Genomic DNA, 18,627 nt, shown 5'->3' with positions numbered 1-18,627 from the left:
TGACCCTTATGTCAAAGGCAAATTCACTTTAACAATTGTGCCCACCCCTTCTTGACTAGAAACCGTGAAACTGCCGCCATAGATATCCACAGATTTTTTCACAATTGCCAGTCCCAGGCCATTTCCGGGAATCTTGCCCACATTTTTGCCGCGATGAAACAACTCAAATAAATGCTTCTGATCTTCTAAAGGAATGCCAATACCTTGATCTTCGACTTCCAAACAGACCGCATTATCTTCTGGGTATAATCTCAAATAAACCGGGGTTTGATTTGGGGAATATTTCAGGGCATTTGACAATAAATTATTCAAAATATGCTCCAATAACTTTTCATCGATTGGCCAAAGATTATCTTCACATTGATTCACTAGAGAAATTCTTCTGATGGGACTGCTTAACTCTAGATTTTCTAATAAATCATCACAAAAATCAGCCAGATTAATTAGTTTTCTTTGCACGACTAACTTATTTGAATCGGCTTTGCCTAAAATCAGCAAATTATCTAACAGTTCCAATAAATTTTCTACGGATTTATGAATTTGCTCAATATACTTTGAAGTTTTAGGTTCTGAAACGTTTTGGAGATTAAACTGCAACAATTCTGCCGCTGAGAGAATCACTGTCAGTGGGTTTCTAAACTCATGGGAAGTCATTGACAGAAAGTTAGATTTCAGTTCGTTGAGTTCTCGTTCTTTCGGCAAGGCGATTTCCATTTCTTTTTCCAGCCGTTTTCGTTCAGTGATATCTCTACCTATATATACAAATTTATTTTCATTGTCGATTTTAATCAATGAACAATTAAATAAGACGGTTAAATTTAACCCGGATGGTTTCTTATAACTAACCTCCAAATTATTAATAGTTTGAATGGTTAATAGTTCAGGAAAATAATTTTGAACGGGCAATAATTTAACGTCTTTAAAGAATTGGTAAATAGGTTGATCGATGAGCCTATCTTCACTGATTTCTAATAAGTTTTGGGCGGCGTGATTACACTCTTCAATAATTCCCGAAGCATTGGTGACAAACAAGGCATCTGCCATGTACTTGATAATATATTGAAGGTAATTTTTATAAACCGATAAATTTCGATTGACTAAGGTCAGATCGTTGGTAATTTGAACATATTTCCTTTCTAAGACACTTTGTTGGGTGACATCTTGGAAAAAAATCACCAAATGATAATTTTCGATCAATTCATCTGTTTTCGGAATCGCATAAAAGTTGAAATACAAAGGTTCCCCGCTGGCAGTTTCTCGGCAAATAGCCATGAGTTCCAGTTGTTCTTGATGCCCCGCGAACAAAGTTGACAAAATATCTTCAAGTCCAATCAACTCTGGAAAGTAAATCCGGCTATCCTGTCCGACTTGCACCTCACCGGGATGTTCCGCAAATCGGTTAATCCCAGGAGAATGGTCTAAAATATTGAATTTACGATCTATTTCAATAAATTCTAAACTTTGTACGCCTAATATTTTTCCGAATAAATGGTTCATTCTGATGTCTCCATAATTTTCGCAGTCAAAGTCTGAAAAATTTCATCAACATTTTTCCCGGTTTTGGCTGAAGTATTATAGATAGCGCTGATTTTTTCCGAGTCCAGTTGATAACTAGCCATCATTTTGGCAATTTTGACTTCATCAAGTAAATCAGACTTATTCAAAGCGACGATAATTTGCCCTTTCGGGTTCATAGACAAAAATAACTTAATATGATCTTGAATATGCTCAATCGTTTCTGAACGAGTCAGATCCGCCACAATAATCACGCCTTTGGATCCTTGCAAATAAGTCGGGGCGATCGCCTTAAACTTGGTACTACCTTCTAAGTCCCAAATCAGCAATTGTACCTGGACATTTTTTTTCCCGCCTACTTCCTCTAAGTCTACATTTTTGCGAGAAATTTTCACCCCGACCGTAGAGAGATATTGATCGCTAAATTGGCGATCGACAAACCGACGAATTAAACTGGTTTTACCCACATTGAAGTCACCAACCAGGCAAATTTTTTTAGAAATCATAAATATAACAAAGAAGTGAACAAATCTGATGCTTTAACAGCACGGTAATTTTGGAATTTAGCGATCGCATTGCCCCTGGTATATGCCCCTTTTATATATCATCCCTGGTCTTGAGTCATCCTGAGATCGTCATTTAAATCGCCATAGAAATAGCTCATCCAAATTATGAGACCCGTTCGCGCTGGGCAAAAATTTTCCGCTTAGGAAAATGATTGCTGAAAAAGCTTTTGCGACCAATGGGTGAGTATAGCGCGAAGTTGTTCCAAACCTACAGGTTTACTAATATAATCGTCCATCCCGGCATCAAGACATAGCTGCTCATGGTGACTCACGGCGTTAGCGGTCATGGCAATCACCACAGGACGACGGATGATTTGAGTGGCTTCTAGGCGATCGGCAGTCCAGCGACGGCGGATCTCTTGGTTGGCCTGATATTTATCTAGGACAGGCATTTGGCAATCCATTAGTACCACATCATAAGGCATCTGTTGCAAACGCTGAATCACTTCTGCGCCATTTGTCACCACATCGGCAGTATATCCCAAATTTTCCAGCAGCTTCAACGCCACTTTCTAATTTACCACATTATCTTCAGCAAGTAAAATTTTTAATCGCTGACCTTCAACTTTGTCGGTTTGTAGACCTGTAAATCTTGAGAAATCAGGGGAATCAATCTATCGATCTCTTTAACTACAGGAGTTTCTAAAGCCTCGACGATCAAATCAAACAATCGAGAAGCTTTCACCCGCTTGACTGAATCGGCGAAAAAACCTAGATCCAGGCATTGTCTGGCCAGTTCCTGCTGCTGAGTCGATCGCATCAAAATTAGCGGAATTGAAGCCAACCGGGGGGTTTCTTTAATGGTCTTGCCGAATGCGACTCCATCTACCCCAGAAATTTCCGCATCAATTAAGATCAAATCATACAACTTTTCTGGGGAACTATGAGAATAGTTTTGCAAAAAGTTCCAGGCTGCTTCGGCGCTATTCGCTTCAGTAATTTTCACTTGCCAATCGCTGAGGGAATTGCGAATCATATAACAATGATTGATATTGTCATCTATCACTAAGAGATGAATTCCTTTGAAAGGCGAAGCAATTTTTACCGGAACTTGAGAATATGTCTGTTTGGCAAAAGGAAGGGTTAACCAAAAGTCAGATCCGCGTCCCACCTGACTGTTCAGCCCAATTTTTTCTCCCATGAGGGTGACTAATTGTTTGCAAATCGCTAGACCCAAACCCGTCCCCCCATATTGGCGAGTGGTGCTGCCATATAACTGAGAAAAAGGCTTAAATATTTTGCCAATATCCGTTGGCAGAATGCCAATAACCGTATCACTGACAACCAAATAAATCACGACGCTATTGTCATTTTTTTATTGCATTTTTACCTGAATATTTCGCATTTTTGAGTAAAATTAATAGGATTACAAATTAAATTAATTAAAATTTGTTCAAATCGCTTTATCCACAGAGATAGGGATCTGATTAGGAAGACAAAAATTGATTCATAGTTTTTTATCTGCGGTTATATATAGCTAACAATTATAAAAGATTTTACAAGCAAATAGATAAATCAAAATTTACCTGCTACAAATTAATTTGACCGGCTTCTTTGGCCAGATATAAAATTTCATTAATCAACCCTAAGACTGATTCGCTAGGTTATTTTGGCAAAATCACGCTGATCCGGTGTCAATGGAGTCATTAATAACAGTTATGTCATCGCAAAAATTGGATTCATTGGCGTCCTAATTTTATGGCTCATATTGGCCAAAAAATTAGTTTTAATTTGGGCGGCTAACTCGGCTTCTCCCTTGGCATAAAAGCTTGATCTGCCTGTTTTTGATCGGTGATATCTCGACCTATATAAACAAATTCAGGAGGATCGTGGGCAGTTATTTTCATCCATGAGCAAGAAAATGATAAAACAATCTCTTTGCCTTCTTTAGTTTGGCTAATAAATTCTTTGTCTTGAAAAATATTCTGATTCAGCGATTCCTGATTAGGCTTAATTTTAGGTAAAATATTTTCATTGGCACTCAATAAAAAAATTAATTTATGAATCAATTTGCCATTTTGCTATTTAAATAAATTCAAATAATTCAAGTTAAATTAATTTTTTAATTAAATTATTAATTAATTTAAACTATATTATAATATTTAGTTTTTTTATTAAAAAATCAATTATTTTCGTTATTTTATTTAACTAATTTTTGATACATCAGGATAGTATCGGTCGGATTTTAAACTAAAATTATTAATCGGTTAACAGGTAAATCATCATCGGGATAGGCGATCATAAATCAATATATAAAGGTTGCTGCGGATCGTCAAATCGAGTAATCCCCTTTAGTTCAAAATTATCTTGTCTTTCTTCGATCACTTGTTGAAGAATTTCTTCAAGGCAAAACAATTCTGGAAAGCCTAAGCGAATATCATTGCCGATTTTTACTTCATCCGGATCGGGATCGTCCGCAAAAGATTTTACCCCAATCGACATATCTAAAATTTGTAATGACTCATTCACTTTTAGATATTCTAAATGACGGGGTTGGATCAGTTTTTTAATTAAATGTTTCAGCCAAATAAGGTTTAGGGAGAAGGAATCAGAACTTATCGGATCATCAGAGGAACAAAACCTGGAAACAAAACCTGGAAACAAAACCTGGAAAATAGAGGATATCGGCGGTATATTCTCAGCATTTTACCTGGAGGTCTTGACGCTCAACAATACGCTCAACAATCAAAGATTTGTTCAAGAAAAAATTACTGTGAGGTCTCGGAAAAACTCAGGGACTATGGTCGATAGGCAGGCGAGATAATTGGGTAAAAAATCACACATCGCTGCTGCCATTCCGGTTGGTCTTGAGTTACATCGATGGGGGGTGCTGGGTTGGCGGAAATGTTTAGCCTTCCAGGGGCGATCCCCATTGATATCAAGGCTTTTTGAACGCTTTCAGCACGATTCAGTGCTAAACGCTGATTGCGGGAGGGTTGACCTGTGCGATCGCTGTGACCAACGAGATTTAAATGGACTTGGGGATATTGAGTCAAAAACCTTTGAACCTCAACCAGTTTCGTATTCACATCTTCTGGTTTAATTTTACTAGAATTTTGTTCAAAGTAAATCCGCGTATCAATCCTTAAAGGTTGCAGTTGTACGGAACTAACCACGGAAGTCACTCCAGGAATGTTGCCAAAAGCTTGGGCGATGGTTTGGCTATCCGTTGCCTCAATCACCGTTCCGTCTACGGTGACTTTTCCCTCAACATATTTCACCGTAATTGAAATCCCCGCCATTTTATTGAGGGTTTCCGCCACTCGATTGACTTCATCTTCAACCAACTTGTGCAGAGAGGATTTTTCTGGGGCGATAATTTGATTATTTAACTTCAAATTTGGCACCGCATTTTTCACAATTTTTTCTGCTTGATAACGCAGCATTGGATTTGGCACTTTACCTCGGACTGTGACTGTATCTTGGTCTACTTGAACCGTCCAAGGATAAATCTTTAACTCTGGGTCGGCATCCAAAGCATTTAATACTTGGTTTTCCTGCTGCCGCCCTTGAAAATTTTGATAAAAGTTCCAGCCCAAAGACAGGAAAATTAATCCGGCAATGGCGATGAGGAAAAGTTGCAGTAAAGGTAGATTTTGGTGTTTTTTGATTTGACTAATGGCGATTAAATCATCCAGCATTTGATGAATTTTTTGGGGTACGCTGTCGGTATCGCCGTCAAATTCCTGAACTACTTTACTATAATAGAGAACAATTTTGCTGAGAGTTTTTCTGATTTGATACACCAATTGCTTGGGGGGATGATCTCCTTTGATTAATACGGCTATATAGCAATAGCCCGCCACTTCTAGTTTAATCGTGGATAAACCATATTCAATATCATTTAACTCCGCAACTTCTCCGGTCTGAACAATGCAGTCATTGACAAAGCTGCGAATTGCCGTGAGCATACCAGCAACCATTTCTGACTCTAGTTGATGTTCTGGCGGTTGGGCTTCGGAAATAATTAACCCCGACTGTTTGTGAATTAAAAATACTCCTTGTACGCGGGAAGCGATCGCCTCTTTAAAAATTAGCTCTCCTTCAGAAACTCCCTGAAGTTTTGCTTGGATTTTCCGGCGAATTGTTTGGCCGCTGAGGGCTTTAGCAATCTTTTCATTAATATCCTTAATGGCTTCAGCAATATATCTAGCAACGGTAGAACCAATCACCGGATAAAGTGCATCTACCATTGCTTCTTGTTCTAGTTTAATTTGCTCTTTAATCGCGTCTCCCATTTGGGGAGCAAGGACGTTGGCGATCGCCGCTCGATCTAGCTTTATTTGCTCTCGAATTGCCGGAGCAATTTCTGGGGCGATCGCCTTGGCAATATCTTCTGGGGCTTGTTTAATTTGGTAAGAAATGGCTTCGGGAATCAACGTGGCTAAAACCGCACTCATGGCGCTTTTATCTTGCAGCGATCGTTCTTGAATCGCTTGGTCAATAACTGGCGCGATCGCTCGCGAAATATCCTCTTTGGATTCTTCTACTTTCAGACTTAAGAGTTCGGCAATCACCGGCATCAGCAAATTAATCAAATTTTCGGGATTATGAATCTGCCGATCAATGTGCGAAAGTTTTTGATCCAATTGTTGATTAAATTTTCGCAGGGGGTCAACTTCTGGATTCACCAAAAGATTTTGCAGGATTTCCAACTCTGACGTTGGCTTTGTTTGTGGTGACTGATTTAAAGGCTCTAAAACTTCTACCGCCACAAAATCCGCAGGCTGCTCCTGATTGCTCCCCTCAGAATTTAAAGATTCCCCTTGACTTAGTTGAGCCGACAAATCAACGGGATATTCTTGACTTAGTTGAGCCGAAAAATCAACCCGATCTGCGATCGATTCTGGAGCCTTTGACCGTTGATTGTCTGAATCAATTTCAACATCAATTTCAACATCAATTTCAACTTTTGGCTCGGATAGATCCGATAAAGCTTGATTTTTTAATGGTGAATTCGGCAGTGAGTCTGCGGGTTGGGCTGAAGTCTTTTCAGGATTAACCTCTTTTACTGGAGTGGTCTGGGGTGGTTTCTCCGTAAACATCAGTTGACGCAAAAAATCCAGGGAACGAGCCACTTCTTCTATATCCGGTTCTGGGAGTGATTCTGCTTCCACTTGAGGCGATCGCTCTGGTTCCGGTTCTGACTCCTCTGACTCTTCTGACTCTAATATAATGTCTGATTGTAACTCAGGTTCTGACTCTAATTCACTAGGTTTTTCTAGCTGATTCATCACATTCATCAGGGGTTGATTCATCCCTGGAAATTCTGCTGCTGCCAATGGATCTGTATCGGTGATTCCGGAAACCGCCGAGGGTTTTTTTTTCGGTTTAGACCCTTGCAGACCCTGCAAAAATGCGGAAATCTGCCTAAAGTGATCCTCGGAATAATCAGGATAATTCTCTGGGCTTAAATCACCGACAACTTCCTCGGAATAAGAAATTGAATCCAAGGAATTTTCGAGGTAATTCGGCACCGCTTCTGAGGAGTAAAAGTTGCCATTTTCAGAATATTTAAGCAAATTAAAAAGGCGAGCCAGCAAGCGATCAATCTCATATGTGCGCCGAGATTCATCTAAGTTACCATCGCTACAACTTTCTAATTCTTGCAAGAGCAAATTGGTGAGATGATGAATCTCCTGAGTTGAGTTAAGCGGGTTAAGCGGATTTTTATTATCCGGGTCTGTTGAATTTTCTACATCACATAATAGAGTTATTAACTGCTGAATTTGCTCAGAAGATGCTTCAGAGGAATTACTATCTAAAACATTTTCTGAGGATTCTAGTTGTTCGAGCGCCCTGTTGATTTGTTCTAATAAAGTCATCAGCTACATTCTCATGGAGTGTGGGAGGGAATTGGTCGATGATTTTTCAGAATTCAAGTCATGGTTTTGCCACCGTAACTTGACTCTCCTGAAAAATCCACAAACATTCGCGAAATCATTAACCATTTTTACCTCCGGTACATATCCGAAATCTACCGGAGAGAATGGAAGTTTAAGCAAGGCTTCAATTCACCGCCATCGAGATGATTGGGTTTTTGGCGCTGCCAACCCCTCTGAATCAATGAATATCTAATTTTAGTTGAAAAAAGACCGCCTGAGCAATCCCTGGAAATGTCGATTCAGAGGACTAGCAGCAAAAAATCCAGAGTCTTGGTATAGTCATCGGCGCCCCTCGGTTTTTTCCCAATTTTACCCTAGATTGGGTCACGAGCAAAAACCCGGTGATTCAATCCTGCCACCCTCTGCGGGATGATCTAGAAGGGCTTTTTTTAAAGATTCTCTCTTTGTCTGAGATCAACAATGGTCAAATTTTGTCGAATTACCGGGAAAGTTTAGGCGAATGTCTAGGCGATCGCCTGACCATCTCTGGCAAATAAATAGACTTTTTTCTACTTTTTTCGCATCCACTGGTTAATTTACAACAAATTGGAATTTCCGGGGATGCTGGCAATTAAATCAATTAAATTAATTAAATAAGCTGAATTACAGCGGAATACGGCAAGATTTAAACATGATTCTCAATTAAATGTTGATTCTAGTCGAGGATTGCTATAATCTTAGGCCGATCGGCTTTTATTAAAAGCCTTTCCACGTCCCCAATCGGCAAATGATTAATTGTTTGGCGGATTTTATGGAAAAATCATTAATAATTGATAAAAAAATTATTAAATTCCTCTCTGGTTTGAGTAAATTACCGATCGCCATGCCACAGCAAGAAGATTTGTTGATCGCTTGAGCAATTTGGTTTAAAGGGTAGGAGAAGACCGCAAAAGTTATTTGGTTAAACTGGCTACAAAATTCATCGGCTGACTACGATCGCCCATGATGGTTGATCTGACCAAGATCCATCGCCTCAGCCGGATCTATCACCTGGATCGGGATTCTGGGATCGCTGGTGTCGAAATTAAGTCAGCGATCGCAAGATTCCTGTTGATTTTACTTCCATGACATCGCTTCAGGGGGCGACGACCTCAGATAGCGATCGACATATAATCGGGATATAATAGAATAGAAACACAATAGAATTGTACTACCACTTCACAGATTATGTCACCTAAAAAACGCTTATCAGACAGAGTGCTCACTATTCGTCTGCCGGAACTAGAACTGGAAAAACTCGAAGCCTATTGTCAGGCAACCAAACGGACAAAAACCGATGTGGTCAGGGAAATGATTCGTAAAATAAAAATAAAATCCGCCTCAGATAGTGAGTCATCTCAGTAATGGCTTAATTTTTATGTTTTAAATAATTTTAAAAAACTATTTTACTCAGAGATATTGCCACAATTATCAATTGGCCAATAAATTTGGCGAATAAATTCATTTTTTATTTTTTTCGATTTTATCTCTGGCTAATAATCGGTCTAATGGCTGGCATCACAAAAGACAATAATAAAACCGAAAATATTGAAAAAATAGAGAAGAAATAGGGAAGCGATCGCTACCAATAAATTACCCATGTCAGCAGAGCAGCGGCAATCGCCACCGGCTAACGGACGATACCTGATATGTCACCATTAATCCCTGATTTTTCAAGGCGGCGATCGCATTTAAACAGACTGATTTTTTCCTTTCCCTGTATAATGTTTTTTTTGGCGTGACCGCTTCAGTTTACATTTCAGTTTATAGCGCACCGCTTCATGGACAACTTTATAAGAAGCATCAACCCCAAATTCACGTTTTAACCAAGTTTTTACTTCCCCGTAGCTCTTAAATGTTTCCTGTTGATCCAGGTGCTGCTTTAATTTTTGCATCACATCTGCGGGAATTGCGGGTTTTCGTCCTTGGCCTTTTTTTACCTCAAGGATTCCCTCAAGACCATCTTCTTTATACCGTTGGAACCATCGATAAAGGGTAGCAGTATCTCGCCCTAATAAAATCGCCAGTTCTTTGAGTGTTCTTACTTGGCCAATTTTTAACAGATACAGTGCTTGGACTCGTTCCCGACCCCGGGCAGTTGTCTGTTTGGAGAGCAGGGTTTTAAGCTGTTCACCACTTTCTGTGATTTTGAGTTTTAGGACTCCGGGCATACAATCAATCTCAACGCTAAGATTAATATACTATATTTTTGCAAATTTAAAGTGAATTGCTTTTCTTAATCAGCGATTCGGCGGCACCAAGATCGCCGGATACCGAAAGAAAGCAGCGCGATCGCCAACCCATAAAAATTGTGGGACAAGCTAAACACCGATCCCACAATTGATTATTTTATCCCAAGAGATCCCCGAATGGGTGAATCACTTAAAATTCGTGACTATTTTACAGATTGACCGCGACCCTGACCGCGACCCTGACCTTGACCGCGACCCTGACCTTGACCGCGACCTTGACCGCGACCACCGCCATCCTCATCATCTTGCCAACGTCCCTGCATATTTTCACCGATTTGCCGTCGTTGGGCTTCGGTCAAAACGTTGCGAATTTTTAACATCTGTTCAAATCGCAAATTCCCCATTTGCTGATGTAACTCTTGCATTTGCCGATGTTGATTTCGCAGTTGACTATCAGACGCATTAGAACTCATCAACTGACGCATTTGCTCGTGCGCTTGACGCATCTGCTCATCTAACCGATCAAATTCACCCTGAGATGATTGACGAATTTGCTCAATTTGTTGTTGTTGGTCAGCGGTCAAATTCAACTCAGAAATCCAGCGATCGCCCCCTCTCCCTGGGCCATTCCCCAGGCCGCGACCCCCACCTCCAGGGCCTTGGGCAATCATTTGCTCAAACTGATCGTAAGGCAAAGATTCAGGAGCCGCGATCGCTGCTGTCCCACTCAGCGCCACCATCAGAATAGCCAAACTAGAAAAACGACTTAAGAACATCATACTATCCTCTTCAAACAATTAAGTAAATCAGTGAATTGATGAATTCATCCTGCGGGATAATTCCTGATCCTTTAGATCAGTTAACTTTAAAAAAGGTTCAAATGAAATTTTTCCCATATTCGGATAATTTTTGAGCTTTTAGACTCGCCAGCTTTGAAAAAGGTTCAAATTGAATCAATCTGAATCAAATACCCTAGTTAAAAATCTAAATACCAATCTTGGCTATCCTTGTCCAAAACCCCATCCCAAGTATTTTCAATAAAAACCTCTAAACTCGCGAGATCGGTGGTCGTCTGGGGTGGCGGGGTGAACAGGCGACTGGTTCCCCAAGCCATCAGTAAACCAGCCGCGATCGCCGGCGGCATCAGCCAGAAACTCCGTCGCCGGAACGGAATCACCGGAGAATTTTGCACCGATTCTGACAGGGAAGTTGCCGCCACCGCCGCCATAATCTGTGCTTCCAAATCCAGATTTTCTGGTGGCAAATCTGGACGATTTTGGCGGAGAAACTCCACCAGCTTTGGGTCATTGTTTGGCAACTTATTCATAATTGAACCCCCTGTTTTTCTAAAAATTTACGCATGGCAGCCCGCGCATGAAATAAGCGAGACTTCACCGTTCCTACCGGCACCGCTAAAATTTCGGCAATCTGCTTTTGCGGCAAATCTTCTAGGTCGTGTAACACCAGAATCGTGCGATGGTCAAAACTCAATTCAGCCAACCCTCTTTTGACTAAATCTTGATAATGTAAATGCATCAAATCAGAAGGGTCTGAGGTTGTGGATTCAGCGTGATTATTCAGAGTTTCCTGTTCAGAACGTTGTTTGGCAAATTGCTGTCGCCGATCCGTAGCCACATTCCAAGTAATTCGATACAACCAGGTGGAAAAATGCTGCGGATTTTTCAGCTTAGGCAGTCCTTTCCAGGCTCGCAAAAACACATCTTGCATCAAATCATCCAGCACTGATGTACCACACAACTGGTAAAGCGTGGATCTGACTTTATGCTGATAGCGCTGGTACAAGACTCGAAAAGTTTGGCGATCGCCCTTTAAACAACGCTGCACCAGATCCGCGTCTGACCCCTCATTTTGGTTAACATCCACTGAAACCATCAACACCTCTGGTTTCTCCCTTACTGTGGTCTGATTACTGTGGATTTAGACCAAAAGGCAGAAAAAAAGGTTCAATATTTCTGAAATCTCTGAAATCACGCAATCTCTACCCGCAGAGTTATACTGAAAAATATACTGAAAACGCCATCCTCAAGTAAGTCCATGACTCCACTGGATGACGATCTGACCCGCATCACGCCAAATTTTTTTTGATCGTAAACTCCCAGGGGATATCCTGAGAAATACAAAATACTCACAAAATACTAACTCTTAGGAATACGGAATTTCCTGGGTTACTGGACTAACACTACTGGACTAACCCTACTGGACTAACACTACTGGACTAACGCTTTAGAATTGGAGATTTTATCATTATGAAACTACTGAAAAATTTTAAAAATTTATTGTTTATGCTTGCGAGTACGGCTTTGGTCTGTCCGCCTGTTTGGGCAGTTCCTTCTACTAATGCCGACGGTGATTATATTTTTCCCCAAAGACGGGGAAATCGGCAGGTGAATTGGCAAGTAAGCGATCGCGATCCCAAGGGGTTAAATTGTCGGATGCCTCGCCAATTTCAGGGAGTCTATCTCGATAGCATAGACGTTCCTGCCCCGTTACAAGAAAATAACCGCCATGACATTACTCAATGGTCAGTTTTAACCGTTTTTAAAACCGGACAACGTTTACAAGCGGTCACTGGAAATATGGCCAATCAAATTGTGCTTTTGGATTACCGAGGCAAACCTTGGATTCCGGTGGATAGTATTAATGGTAATTGTTTTGTTCGTGCCAATAATCGCTTTATTATGCCAATTCCAGAAGACCCCAGCACCCTGGAAACCCTTGAGGATTGAAGCCAGGAGGGTCAGAGGTTCCAGAAACCGGGGTTTCTTAATTTTTGGCTGGGTGACAAAATCGCCGAAACCCGGTTTCTTTTATTTCTTTTTTGACCTACGATCGCCGAATTTCCACCCATAAATCTTGATACTTTTGGGTAACTTCTGGGGGCAGCGGTTGCATAAATTCAGATTTTTCTAAAATATCCGCTTCTGGCAATAACAGGGCATTTAACAGGGAATTATTTTGTAATCCTTTGGGTAAGTTGGGTTGATTTTGATTCAACATAGGCGAAACGGCTTTCGTTCTCAAAGAGATTTGCTCCACGATCGCCCGTTCCCAGCAAAAGTCAATCCATTGAGAAAGAAGGTCATCAGATTTTGATTTGTTGGGTGAATTTCTGTCTTGATTGGTGTCTTTATTTGTCTCTTTTTTGGCTGCCGGTCGCACCCACAAATCAGCCCACAACGCAGTCCCCGAAGCCGGAATCACCGCCCCTAGATTAGAATACCGTTGCAGCATAGGCAAGATATCTGTAGACCAACCCACCGCCACCCAGGTATCCCCTAGAATTAAGGGTTGTAGATAGGTATCGGAACTGTAGAATTTAACGAGTTTGTGTAAATTTTGTAGTTCTTCTTTGAGTTGAGGAACTTTGGTTAAATCTGCGGTGTTGTAGGAATGACCGAGTTTTTTTAAGGTTAAACCAATGATTTCTCTGGGTTGGTCAAGCAGGGAAAGGCGATCGCGCAATTCTGGACGCCATAAATCACTCCAATCCGTTGGCAACCAATCAAAATGTTTTAATTTATCCAGCCGATAGACGATCACGGTACTGCCCCAGCGATAAGGGGCGCCCCAGACTGCCCCATTCGGGTCGAGGTTGCCCTGGCGATCGCGTTGCACCAAAGCTTGCCAACGGAGGGGTAATTGTTGCCACTGCTTGAGTTTCTGAGTATCCAACGGTTGAATCAGTTCTTGGGCGATCGCCGAAGCTAACCAATAATCGCCCAAAGTCACCAAATCAGAAATCACCCCATCTGGTTTTCGTCTACCCAAAAACGGCAAGTTAAACCGTTGACTGGTTTCAGTAGTCGGAGTTTGCTGCCAAGTTTGAAGCTGAGAAAAAATATCTTGCAACTGGGCAACGGGAACAAAATCCAACACCACCTGATTTTGAATTTGTTTACGGTACTGATTCAACACCACTGCCGGAATGGAATTTTGCAACAAACGAACTTGGAGGGTGGATTTTTTCTCACCCCCACAAGCGGCTAATAATTGTCCCAAAGTCAGGACTCCGGCACCGAGAATAAAAGATCGTCGCTTCAATGTTTACGGGAAATGTTTATTGGATACGTTTTTCTAGATACTGACCAATCATAATTTGTTCACCGGCACGGGACATAATCGATTGCCTGGTGCGGTACTGCTGGCCAATATGTTTAATTTCTTCTTCAAAGACTGACCCATTGTACTCTGTTCGCAGACACAATGTTTCCGGGTTGGGCAGGTAAAATTTCGCCGTAACCGGATTCAAGGTGGCAAAACCGCGATCGCGGTACAAAATACTATTCAACGCCCCAAACACCGTAGAACCCGCCGACTTTTTCTTCCCGTTCCTGGAATCGGTACTTTCCCAGTAGACCTTACTCCCACAGAGGGCTTCACATTCTGCCAAAGACAACTGATGCAAAGACCCCAACTCTAACAAAGAAACATGACCGGGTTCGAGAAACTCAACCGTGACAATACTCACCAGTTCTTCCGTCGGCCCTTCCGGTAGGGTGTAATACCGCCGTTCTGAGCGCCATTTTCCCTCACTAAACTGGAAAAATGCTCGAATCAAATCACTGCTGGTCTGACCATGAGTCTGAGAACTGCTTGGTTGAGTAAGTTGTGGCAATAACGTCATTAGGTAAACCCCTAACTTTAATCGATTATGGACAGGGTAACAACGGCTCATCCAGAAAAGATGTCAATTTTGTTACCTTTCTTAATATAACTTCATATTTTACTGACGATTCCGTGAAATGGGTAGGGACTTCGCCGAGTCCTGTCCTAAATTACAGGTGAGTCTGATACAACGACCTGCTTGCTATAGAGGCAATTCATCAATTGTCCCTACATCTCCGAGTGAAATGCCAAAAATTGCCTCAGTCCTAATTCTGGAAATAAATCAACCCTGTGGCAGATTGTTAGCCCCAATGTTAAGGATTGTTGCGTGACATATTTTTTTAAAGAAAATCAACATTTTCGCAATAAATATTAAATAAATGTAGAAATAATCCAAATTTGACCAAATTATTACTTAAGATTGATTAGAAGATTTTTTTATAATCATGGGGGTCTGGTATGGGTTCTGTAGAAAGCCAGATAATGACATTAATTCATAAAGTCGATATTCTTTATCAAATGATCGAGCAGCTTAATCGGAAAATCGCGCTTATCGGTACTAAAAATGGCTGGACAAATAACCACTCCGTTGAAGGGTCTCCGTTTGATGCCAGAATTTCCGACTACTATGCCAATGGAGAAATCATCGATTCTCGTCGAGAATCTCAGAATTTTTACTCAGATCGGGCAAGTTGGCAACCCAGGCTACAGGGTCAAAATTCTGCGGCCAATTCTCCGACCAATGGCACAAGCCTTGAATCATCGTTAAAAGATTTGGATCTATCGTCACCGATGGATCGCTCACTGTTATATCTGGATGATGAAGTTTGCTATCCCACTAGCGAAATGTTCGATCGCTCCCTAATTCATCAAGATATTTTGGGCAATGACAATGACCTAGAGGATATGGTTGAAGGGGAGCAAACCGAGATTACCCCCGATATCCAAATTCAGCGACTCACCGCACAACTCACTGCTGCCTATAATCGGATTGCCGCATTAGAGGAACAGCTTGTGGCCAAAAGAATCCACGCTTAAGAATTAGAGATTAGAAATTACTGGTTTTATTCCCACGGTCTGAAACAGGCGATCGCGTCAATGGCATTTTTAGATTGCTACCCATTTATCAAAATTTAGGATAACATCTATTAGGAGAAAAAACAACCCAATCAAATCGACAGCGATGAGACTTTTGTTAGTAGAAGATGAGCCTGATTTAGGGGCAGCGATTAAACGCACATTAACCCAAGAAGCCTATATTGTAGACTGGGTAGAAAATGGTCAAGATGCCTGGGACTATCTAGAGAGTGGTACTCAATATACCTTGGCAATTTTTGATTGGTTACTGCCCGGATTATCTGGTTTAGAATTATGTAAGCGTTTGCGGCAAAAAAAGAATCCTTTGCCGGTGATTATGCTCACCGCCAAAGATACTCAAGCGGATAAAGTTGCGGGGTTGGATGCGGGGGCTGATGATTACTTGGTCAAGCCATTTGGTATGGGAGAATTGTTAGCCCGGTTGCGAGCTTTACAGCGGCGATCGCCCCAAGTTCAACCCCCGCAACTTCATTTCAAAAATAGCAGATTAGATTATGGCACTCGCTACTTATATCAGCAGAATAATAGCGGGGAAATAGCCGCGATCGCCCTAACTAATAAAGAATTTCAACTGCTAGAATATTTTATGCGTCATCCCAACCAAATTGTCACCCGCGACCAAATTTTCAATCAACTTTGGGAATTTGATGCGGAACCAGAAAGTAATGTGGTAGCGGCACAAATTCGCCTCCTCAGACGCAAGCTTTCTGAACATCAATCTGACTTAATTATTGAAACGGTTTATGGGTTGGGATATCGGTTAATGGTTAATAATTAATAGCTATTAACTAATAGTCAATAGTTAATAGTTAATAGTTATTCGTGATTGGGGCTGATTCAAACAACAAACAACAAACAACCAATAACAAACAACAAACAACAAACAACCAATAACCAAAGAATCCCTACCCAACAACAAACAACAAATAACCAATCACAAATGATGCAACAAAATCAGCTTTTTCAAAAGACTCGATCGCGACTAGCTTGCTGGTATGCGGGAGTCATGGGGGTGATTTTAAGTATTTGTGGAGTCGGGGTTTATGAAGCGATCGCCCATGCTCACCAAGTCACCTTAGATCGGGAATTAGAATCGGTGGCTGGAACCATCCATGATAGCCTGGAAACCTTATTAGAAGAACCGGGGATTTTAGCCCCTGAATTACGGCGATTTTTGCCGGATTTATGTATCGTCACCGAAAAATGTGCCACGGAACCGAGAAACCCCAATAGTCATGTCCTCGGTGCGATCGCCCAAGGACACTATTACCTTCGCTTACTCGATTTATCCGGTAATTTAGTGGCCTTAGCAGGCATTCATCCTCCTGGTTTATCCAGCAAATCACCCCAAAAAACTTGGCAAACAGTTGTTGATACTAATGGCACTCGTTACCATCAAATTTCTGTCACCTTGCATACCCAAGATTATCGGGATTGGGGATATTTACAACTGGGGCGATCGCTGGCTGAATGGGAACATTATTTAGCGGCGGTCAAGCTGATTTTAATTGTGGGATTGCCCATCGCCTTATTATTAGTTGGATTTGCCAGTTGGTGGTTAGCCGGATTAGCCATGCAACCCATTTATCAATCTTATCAGCAAATCCAACAGTTTACTGGCGATGCTGCCCATGAACTACGCACCCCCCTGGCGGCTATCCGCGCTACCGTAGAATCTACTTTAAGAATGCCCCAATTAAATCAAAGCGAAATTAGAGAAACTTTACACAGTATTCAACGGCAAAATCACCGTCTGTATCAACTGGTGAAAGACTTACTTTGGTTATCGCGCATGGATCGGCAAATTATGCCCCAAGAGCCAAATGTCTGTTGTTTAAATGATATTATTAGTGATGTTCAAGAAGAACTCGCCGCTTTAGCGATCGCCGCCAATATTACTCTTAACAAACATATTAATAGTTATCAACCTTTAACCCTGCTTGGCTATGAAGACCAACTCTATCGTCTCGTGATGAATTTAGTCAGTAACGCCATTCAATATAGCAATGCGGGGGGTGAAGTTAACCTAATTTTAGAGAGTGCTGCTAATGACGCGATGATTCATATTAAAGATACGGGAATTGGCATCAGTCCCGAAGACCAAACCCGAATCTTTAATCGGTTTTATCGGGTGAACAGCGATCGCTCTCGAACCACCGGAGGCGCTGGTTTAGGATTAGCCATTGCTGAGGCGATCGTCAAAAACCATAACGGCCAAATCCACCTCCAAAGTGAACTGGGAAAAGGCAGCATTTTTACCATTAGATTACCTCTAACAAAAAGTCCATCCCAATTTACCAATAAACTCAAAACATCAAAAACTTAGGGCTTTGTGATTCGTGATTTATTATGGCTTATCCAGAGCAAATACCCAAAAACAAATAAGCAATAAGCAATAAATATTCAGCAAAGAAAAAAATCCCAGCTTGACTCGCAAGCCGGGAAATGTCAATCAGGGTGCATCTACCATTTTTTTTTCCACAAGAAGTCACGATTAATCCGGAAAAAATCAGCAAATTTATGTTAAATTTAAGCCAGCGGTTTAAACCGCCTATATTCTCTATCAGAGAAAAAAAACCCAGCTTGACTCGCAAGCCGGGAAGCGTAAATCAGGGTGCATCTACCATTCCTATTTCCCGCATCCTACCTTTAACATCCGGAAACTTTTGGCCAAATTTATGCTAAATTTCTGCTAATTTAAGGAAAGCGTCTTCTTTCCCGCATCTATTCTTTATCTATTCTCTATCAGAGAAAAAAAATCCCAGC

At 41.2% G+C, this 18,627-nt stretch carries 18 protein-coding genes; 5 read left to right on the top strand and 13 right to left on the bottom strand.

Going from position 1 to position 18,627, the window contains the following annotated elements:
* Positions 1–6: 6 nt before the first annotated feature.
* The 7 genes from ABWT76_RS26425 to ABWT76_RS26395 all read right to left on the bottom strand — a co-directional run bounded on the left by ABWT76_RS26425 (position 7) and on the right by ABWT76_RS26395 (position 7,906).
* On the bottom strand, positions 7–1,497 hold the full coding sequence (locus ABWT76_RS26425) for an ATP-binding protein (protein ID WP_190879397.1): 1,491 nt from the start codon (positions 1,495–1,497) through the stop codon (positions 7–9).
* Positions 1,494–2,027, bottom strand: coding sequence for a Rab family GTPase (locus ABWT76_RS26420; protein ID WP_156331852.1), 534 nt, complete (start codon positions 2,025–2,027; stop codon positions 1,494–1,496). The genes ABWT76_RS26425 and ABWT76_RS26420 overlap by 4 nt, the downstream gene beginning before the upstream one ends.
* 194 nt (positions 2,028–2,221) lie before the next feature.
* Complete coding sequence (locus tag ABWT76_RS26415) at positions 2,222–2,590, bottom strand: response regulator (protein WP_054467321.1); 369 nt, start codon at positions 2,588–2,590, stop codon at positions 2,222–2,224.
* A 38-nt stretch (positions 2,591–2,628) separates the two neighbouring features.
* Positions 2,629–3,378, bottom strand: coding sequence for an ATP-binding protein (locus ABWT76_RS26410; RefSeq protein WP_054467319.1), 750 nt, complete (start codon positions 3,376–3,378; stop codon positions 2,629–2,631).
* Positions 3,379–3,820: 442 nt separating this feature from the next.
* On the bottom strand, positions 3,821–4,090 hold the full coding sequence (locus ABWT76_RS26405; protein ID WP_054467317.1) for a hypothetical protein: 270 nt from the start codon (positions 4,088–4,090) through the stop codon (positions 3,821–3,823).
* A 229-nt stretch (positions 4,091–4,319) separates the two neighbouring features.
* Complete coding sequence (locus tag ABWT76_RS26400) at positions 4,320–4,550, bottom strand: hypothetical protein (RefSeq protein ID WP_156331850.1); 231 nt, start codon at positions 4,548–4,550, stop codon at positions 4,320–4,322.
* A 269-nt stretch (positions 4,551–4,819) separates the two neighbouring features.
* Complete coding sequence (locus ABWT76_RS26395) at positions 4,820–7,906, bottom strand: OmpA family protein (RefSeq protein ID WP_054467313.1); 3,087 nt, start codon at positions 7,904–7,906, stop codon at positions 4,820–4,822.
* Between the two features lie 1,227 nt (positions 7,907–9,133).
* Between ABWT76_RS26395 and ABWT76_RS26390 the strand changes: the two genes are divergently transcribed.
* Positions 9,134–9,310, top strand: a complete 177-nt coding sequence (locus ABWT76_RS26390) for a ribbon-helix-helix protein, CopG family (RefSeq protein ID WP_156331849.1) — start codon at positions 9,134–9,136, stop codon at positions 9,308–9,310.
* A gap of 326 nt (positions 9,311–9,636) precedes the next feature.
* Here the strand turns inward: ABWT76_RS26390 and ABWT76_RS26385 are convergent, their stop codons facing one another.
* The 4 genes from ABWT76_RS26385 to ABWT76_RS26370 all read right to left on the bottom strand — a co-directional run bounded on the left by ABWT76_RS26385 (position 9,637) and on the right by ABWT76_RS26370 (position 12,030).
* A complete protein-coding gene (locus ABWT76_RS26385; protein ID WP_054467311.1) occupies positions 9,637–10,116 on the bottom strand; it encodes a helix-turn-helix domain-containing protein in 480 nt (159 codons plus the stop codon).
* A gap of 224 nt (positions 10,117–10,340) precedes the next feature.
* Positions 10,341–10,916, bottom strand: a complete 576-nt coding sequence (locus ABWT76_RS26380) for a Spy/CpxP family protein refolding chaperone (protein WP_190879399.1) — start codon at positions 10,914–10,916, stop codon at positions 10,341–10,343.
* Between the two features lie 197 nt (positions 10,917–11,113).
* Entirely contained in the window at positions 11,114–11,464 is a 351-nt protein-coding gene (locus ABWT76_RS26375) for a hypothetical protein (protein WP_054467307.1), read from the bottom strand.
* Entirely contained in the window at positions 11,461–12,030 is a 570-nt protein-coding gene (locus ABWT76_RS26370; RefSeq protein WP_054467305.1) for a sigma-70 family RNA polymerase sigma factor, read from the bottom strand. Before ABWT76_RS26370 ends, ABWT76_RS26375 begins: the two co-directional genes overlap by 4 nt.
* Positions 12,031–12,404: 374 nt before the next feature.
* Here ABWT76_RS26370 and ABWT76_RS26365 point away from each other — a divergent pair, with 374 nt between their 5' ends.
* Positions 12,405–12,884 carry a hypothetical protein gene (locus ABWT76_RS26365; protein WP_054467303.1) on the top strand — a complete coding sequence of 160 codons (480 nt, stop codon included), beginning with the start codon at positions 12,405–12,407 and terminating at the stop codon, positions 12,882–12,884.
* A gap of 97 nt (positions 12,885–12,981) precedes the next feature.
* Here ABWT76_RS26365 and ABWT76_RS26360 read toward each other — a convergent pair whose 3' ends face one another.
* Together ABWT76_RS26360 and ABWT76_RS26355 are read right to left on the bottom strand one after the other, a co-directional pair.
* Positions 12,982–14,199 (bottom strand): extracellular solute-binding protein, encoded by a 1,218-nt coding sequence (locus ABWT76_RS26360; protein ID WP_190879401.1) that lies wholly within the window; start codon positions 14,197–14,199, stop codon positions 12,982–12,984.
* A gap of 16 nt (positions 14,200–14,215) precedes the next feature.
* The gene (locus ABWT76_RS26355) at positions 14,216–14,782 is read right to left on the bottom strand and encodes a phycobiliprotein lyase (protein WP_082348917.1); all 567 of its coding nucleotides are present in this window, start codon (positions 14,780–14,782) and stop codon (positions 14,216–14,218) included.
* A 464-nt stretch (positions 14,783–15,246) separates the two neighbouring features.
* On the opposite strand from ABWT76_RS26355, the gene ABWT76_RS26350 reads away from it, so the two are divergent.
* The 3 genes from ABWT76_RS26350 to rppB all read left to right on the top strand — a co-directional run bounded on the left by ABWT76_RS26350 (position 15,247) and on the right by rppB (position 18,187).
* Entirely contained in the window at positions 15,247–15,801 is a 555-nt protein-coding gene (locus ABWT76_RS26350) for a hypothetical protein (protein ID WP_054467299.1), read from the top strand.
* A 145-nt stretch (positions 15,802–15,946) separates the two neighbouring features.
* Positions 15,947–16,639 (top strand): two-component system response regulator RppA, encoded by a 693-nt coding sequence (gene rppA / locus ABWT76_RS26345; protein ID WP_054467297.1) that lies wholly within the window; start codon positions 15,947–15,949, stop codon positions 16,637–16,639.
* 162 nt (positions 16,640–16,801) lie between these two features.
* The gene (gene rppB, locus ABWT76_RS26340; RefSeq protein WP_322096566.1) at positions 16,802–18,187 is read left to right on the top strand and encodes a two-component system sensor histidine kinase RppB; all 1,386 of its coding nucleotides are present in this window, start codon (positions 16,802–16,804) and stop codon (positions 18,185–18,187) included.
* Positions 18,188–18,627: the final 440 nt, after the last annotated feature.

The organism is Planktothricoides raciborskii GIHE-MW2 (genome assembly GCF_040564635.1).
GTDB classification, from domain to species: domain Bacteria; phylum Cyanobacteriota; class Cyanobacteriia; order Cyanobacteriales; family Laspinemataceae; genus Planktothricoides; species Planktothricoides raciborskii.
The sequence above is the reverse complement of the archived record's forward strand: the minus strand, read 5'-3'. Positions and strand labels throughout refer to the sequence as shown.

What these genes read in the sequence shown, in the direction of transcription:
- ABWT76_RS26355 (WP_082348917.1), bottom strand. Translation starts at nt 14,782, where the DNA reads ATGACGTTATTGCCACAACTTACTCAACCAAGCAGTTCTCAGACTCAT.
- ABWT76_RS26395 (WP_054467313.1), bottom strand. Translation starts at nt 7,906, where the DNA reads ATGACTTTATTAGAACAAATCAACAGGGCGCTCGAACAACTAGAATCC.
- ABWT76_RS26425 (WP_190879397.1), bottom strand. Translation starts at nt 1,497, where the DNA reads ATGAACCATTTATTCGGAAAAATATTAGGCGTACAAAGTTTAGAATTT.
- rppA (WP_054467297.1), top strand. Translation starts at nt 15,947, where the DNA reads ATGAGACTTTTGTTAGTAGAAGATGAGCCTGATTTAGGGGCAGCGATT.
- ABWT76_RS26370 (WP_054467305.1), bottom strand. Translation starts at nt 12,030, where the DNA reads ATGGTTTCAGTGGATGTTAACCAAAATGAGGGGTCAGACGCGGATCTG.
- ABWT76_RS26365 (WP_054467303.1), top strand. Translation starts at nt 12,405, where the DNA reads ATGAAACTACTGAAAAATTTTAAAAATTTATTGTTTATGCTTGCGAGT.
- ABWT76_RS26380 (WP_190879399.1), bottom strand. Translation starts at nt 10,916, where the DNA reads ATGATGTTCTTAAGTCGTTTTTCTAGTTTGGCTATTCTGATGGTGGCG.
- ABWT76_RS26350 (WP_054467299.1), top strand. Translation starts at nt 15,247, where the DNA reads ATGACATTAATTCATAAAGTCGATATTCTTTATCAAATGATCGAGCAG.
- rppB (WP_322096566.1), top strand. Translation starts at nt 16,802, where the DNA reads ATGATGCAACAAAATCAGCTTTTTCAAAAGACTCGATCGCGACTAGCT.
- ABWT76_RS26375 (WP_054467307.1), bottom strand. Translation starts at nt 11,464, where the DNA reads ATGAATAAGTTGCCAAACAATGACCCAAAGCTGGTGGAGTTTCTCCGC.
- ABWT76_RS26385 (WP_054467311.1), bottom strand. Translation starts at nt 10,116, where the DNA reads ATGCCCGGAGTCCTAAAACTCAAAATCACAGAAAGTGGTGAACAGCTT.
- ABWT76_RS26390 (WP_156331849.1), top strand. Translation starts at nt 9,134, where the DNA reads ATGTCACCTAAAAAACGCTTATCAGACAGAGTGCTCACTATTCGTCTG.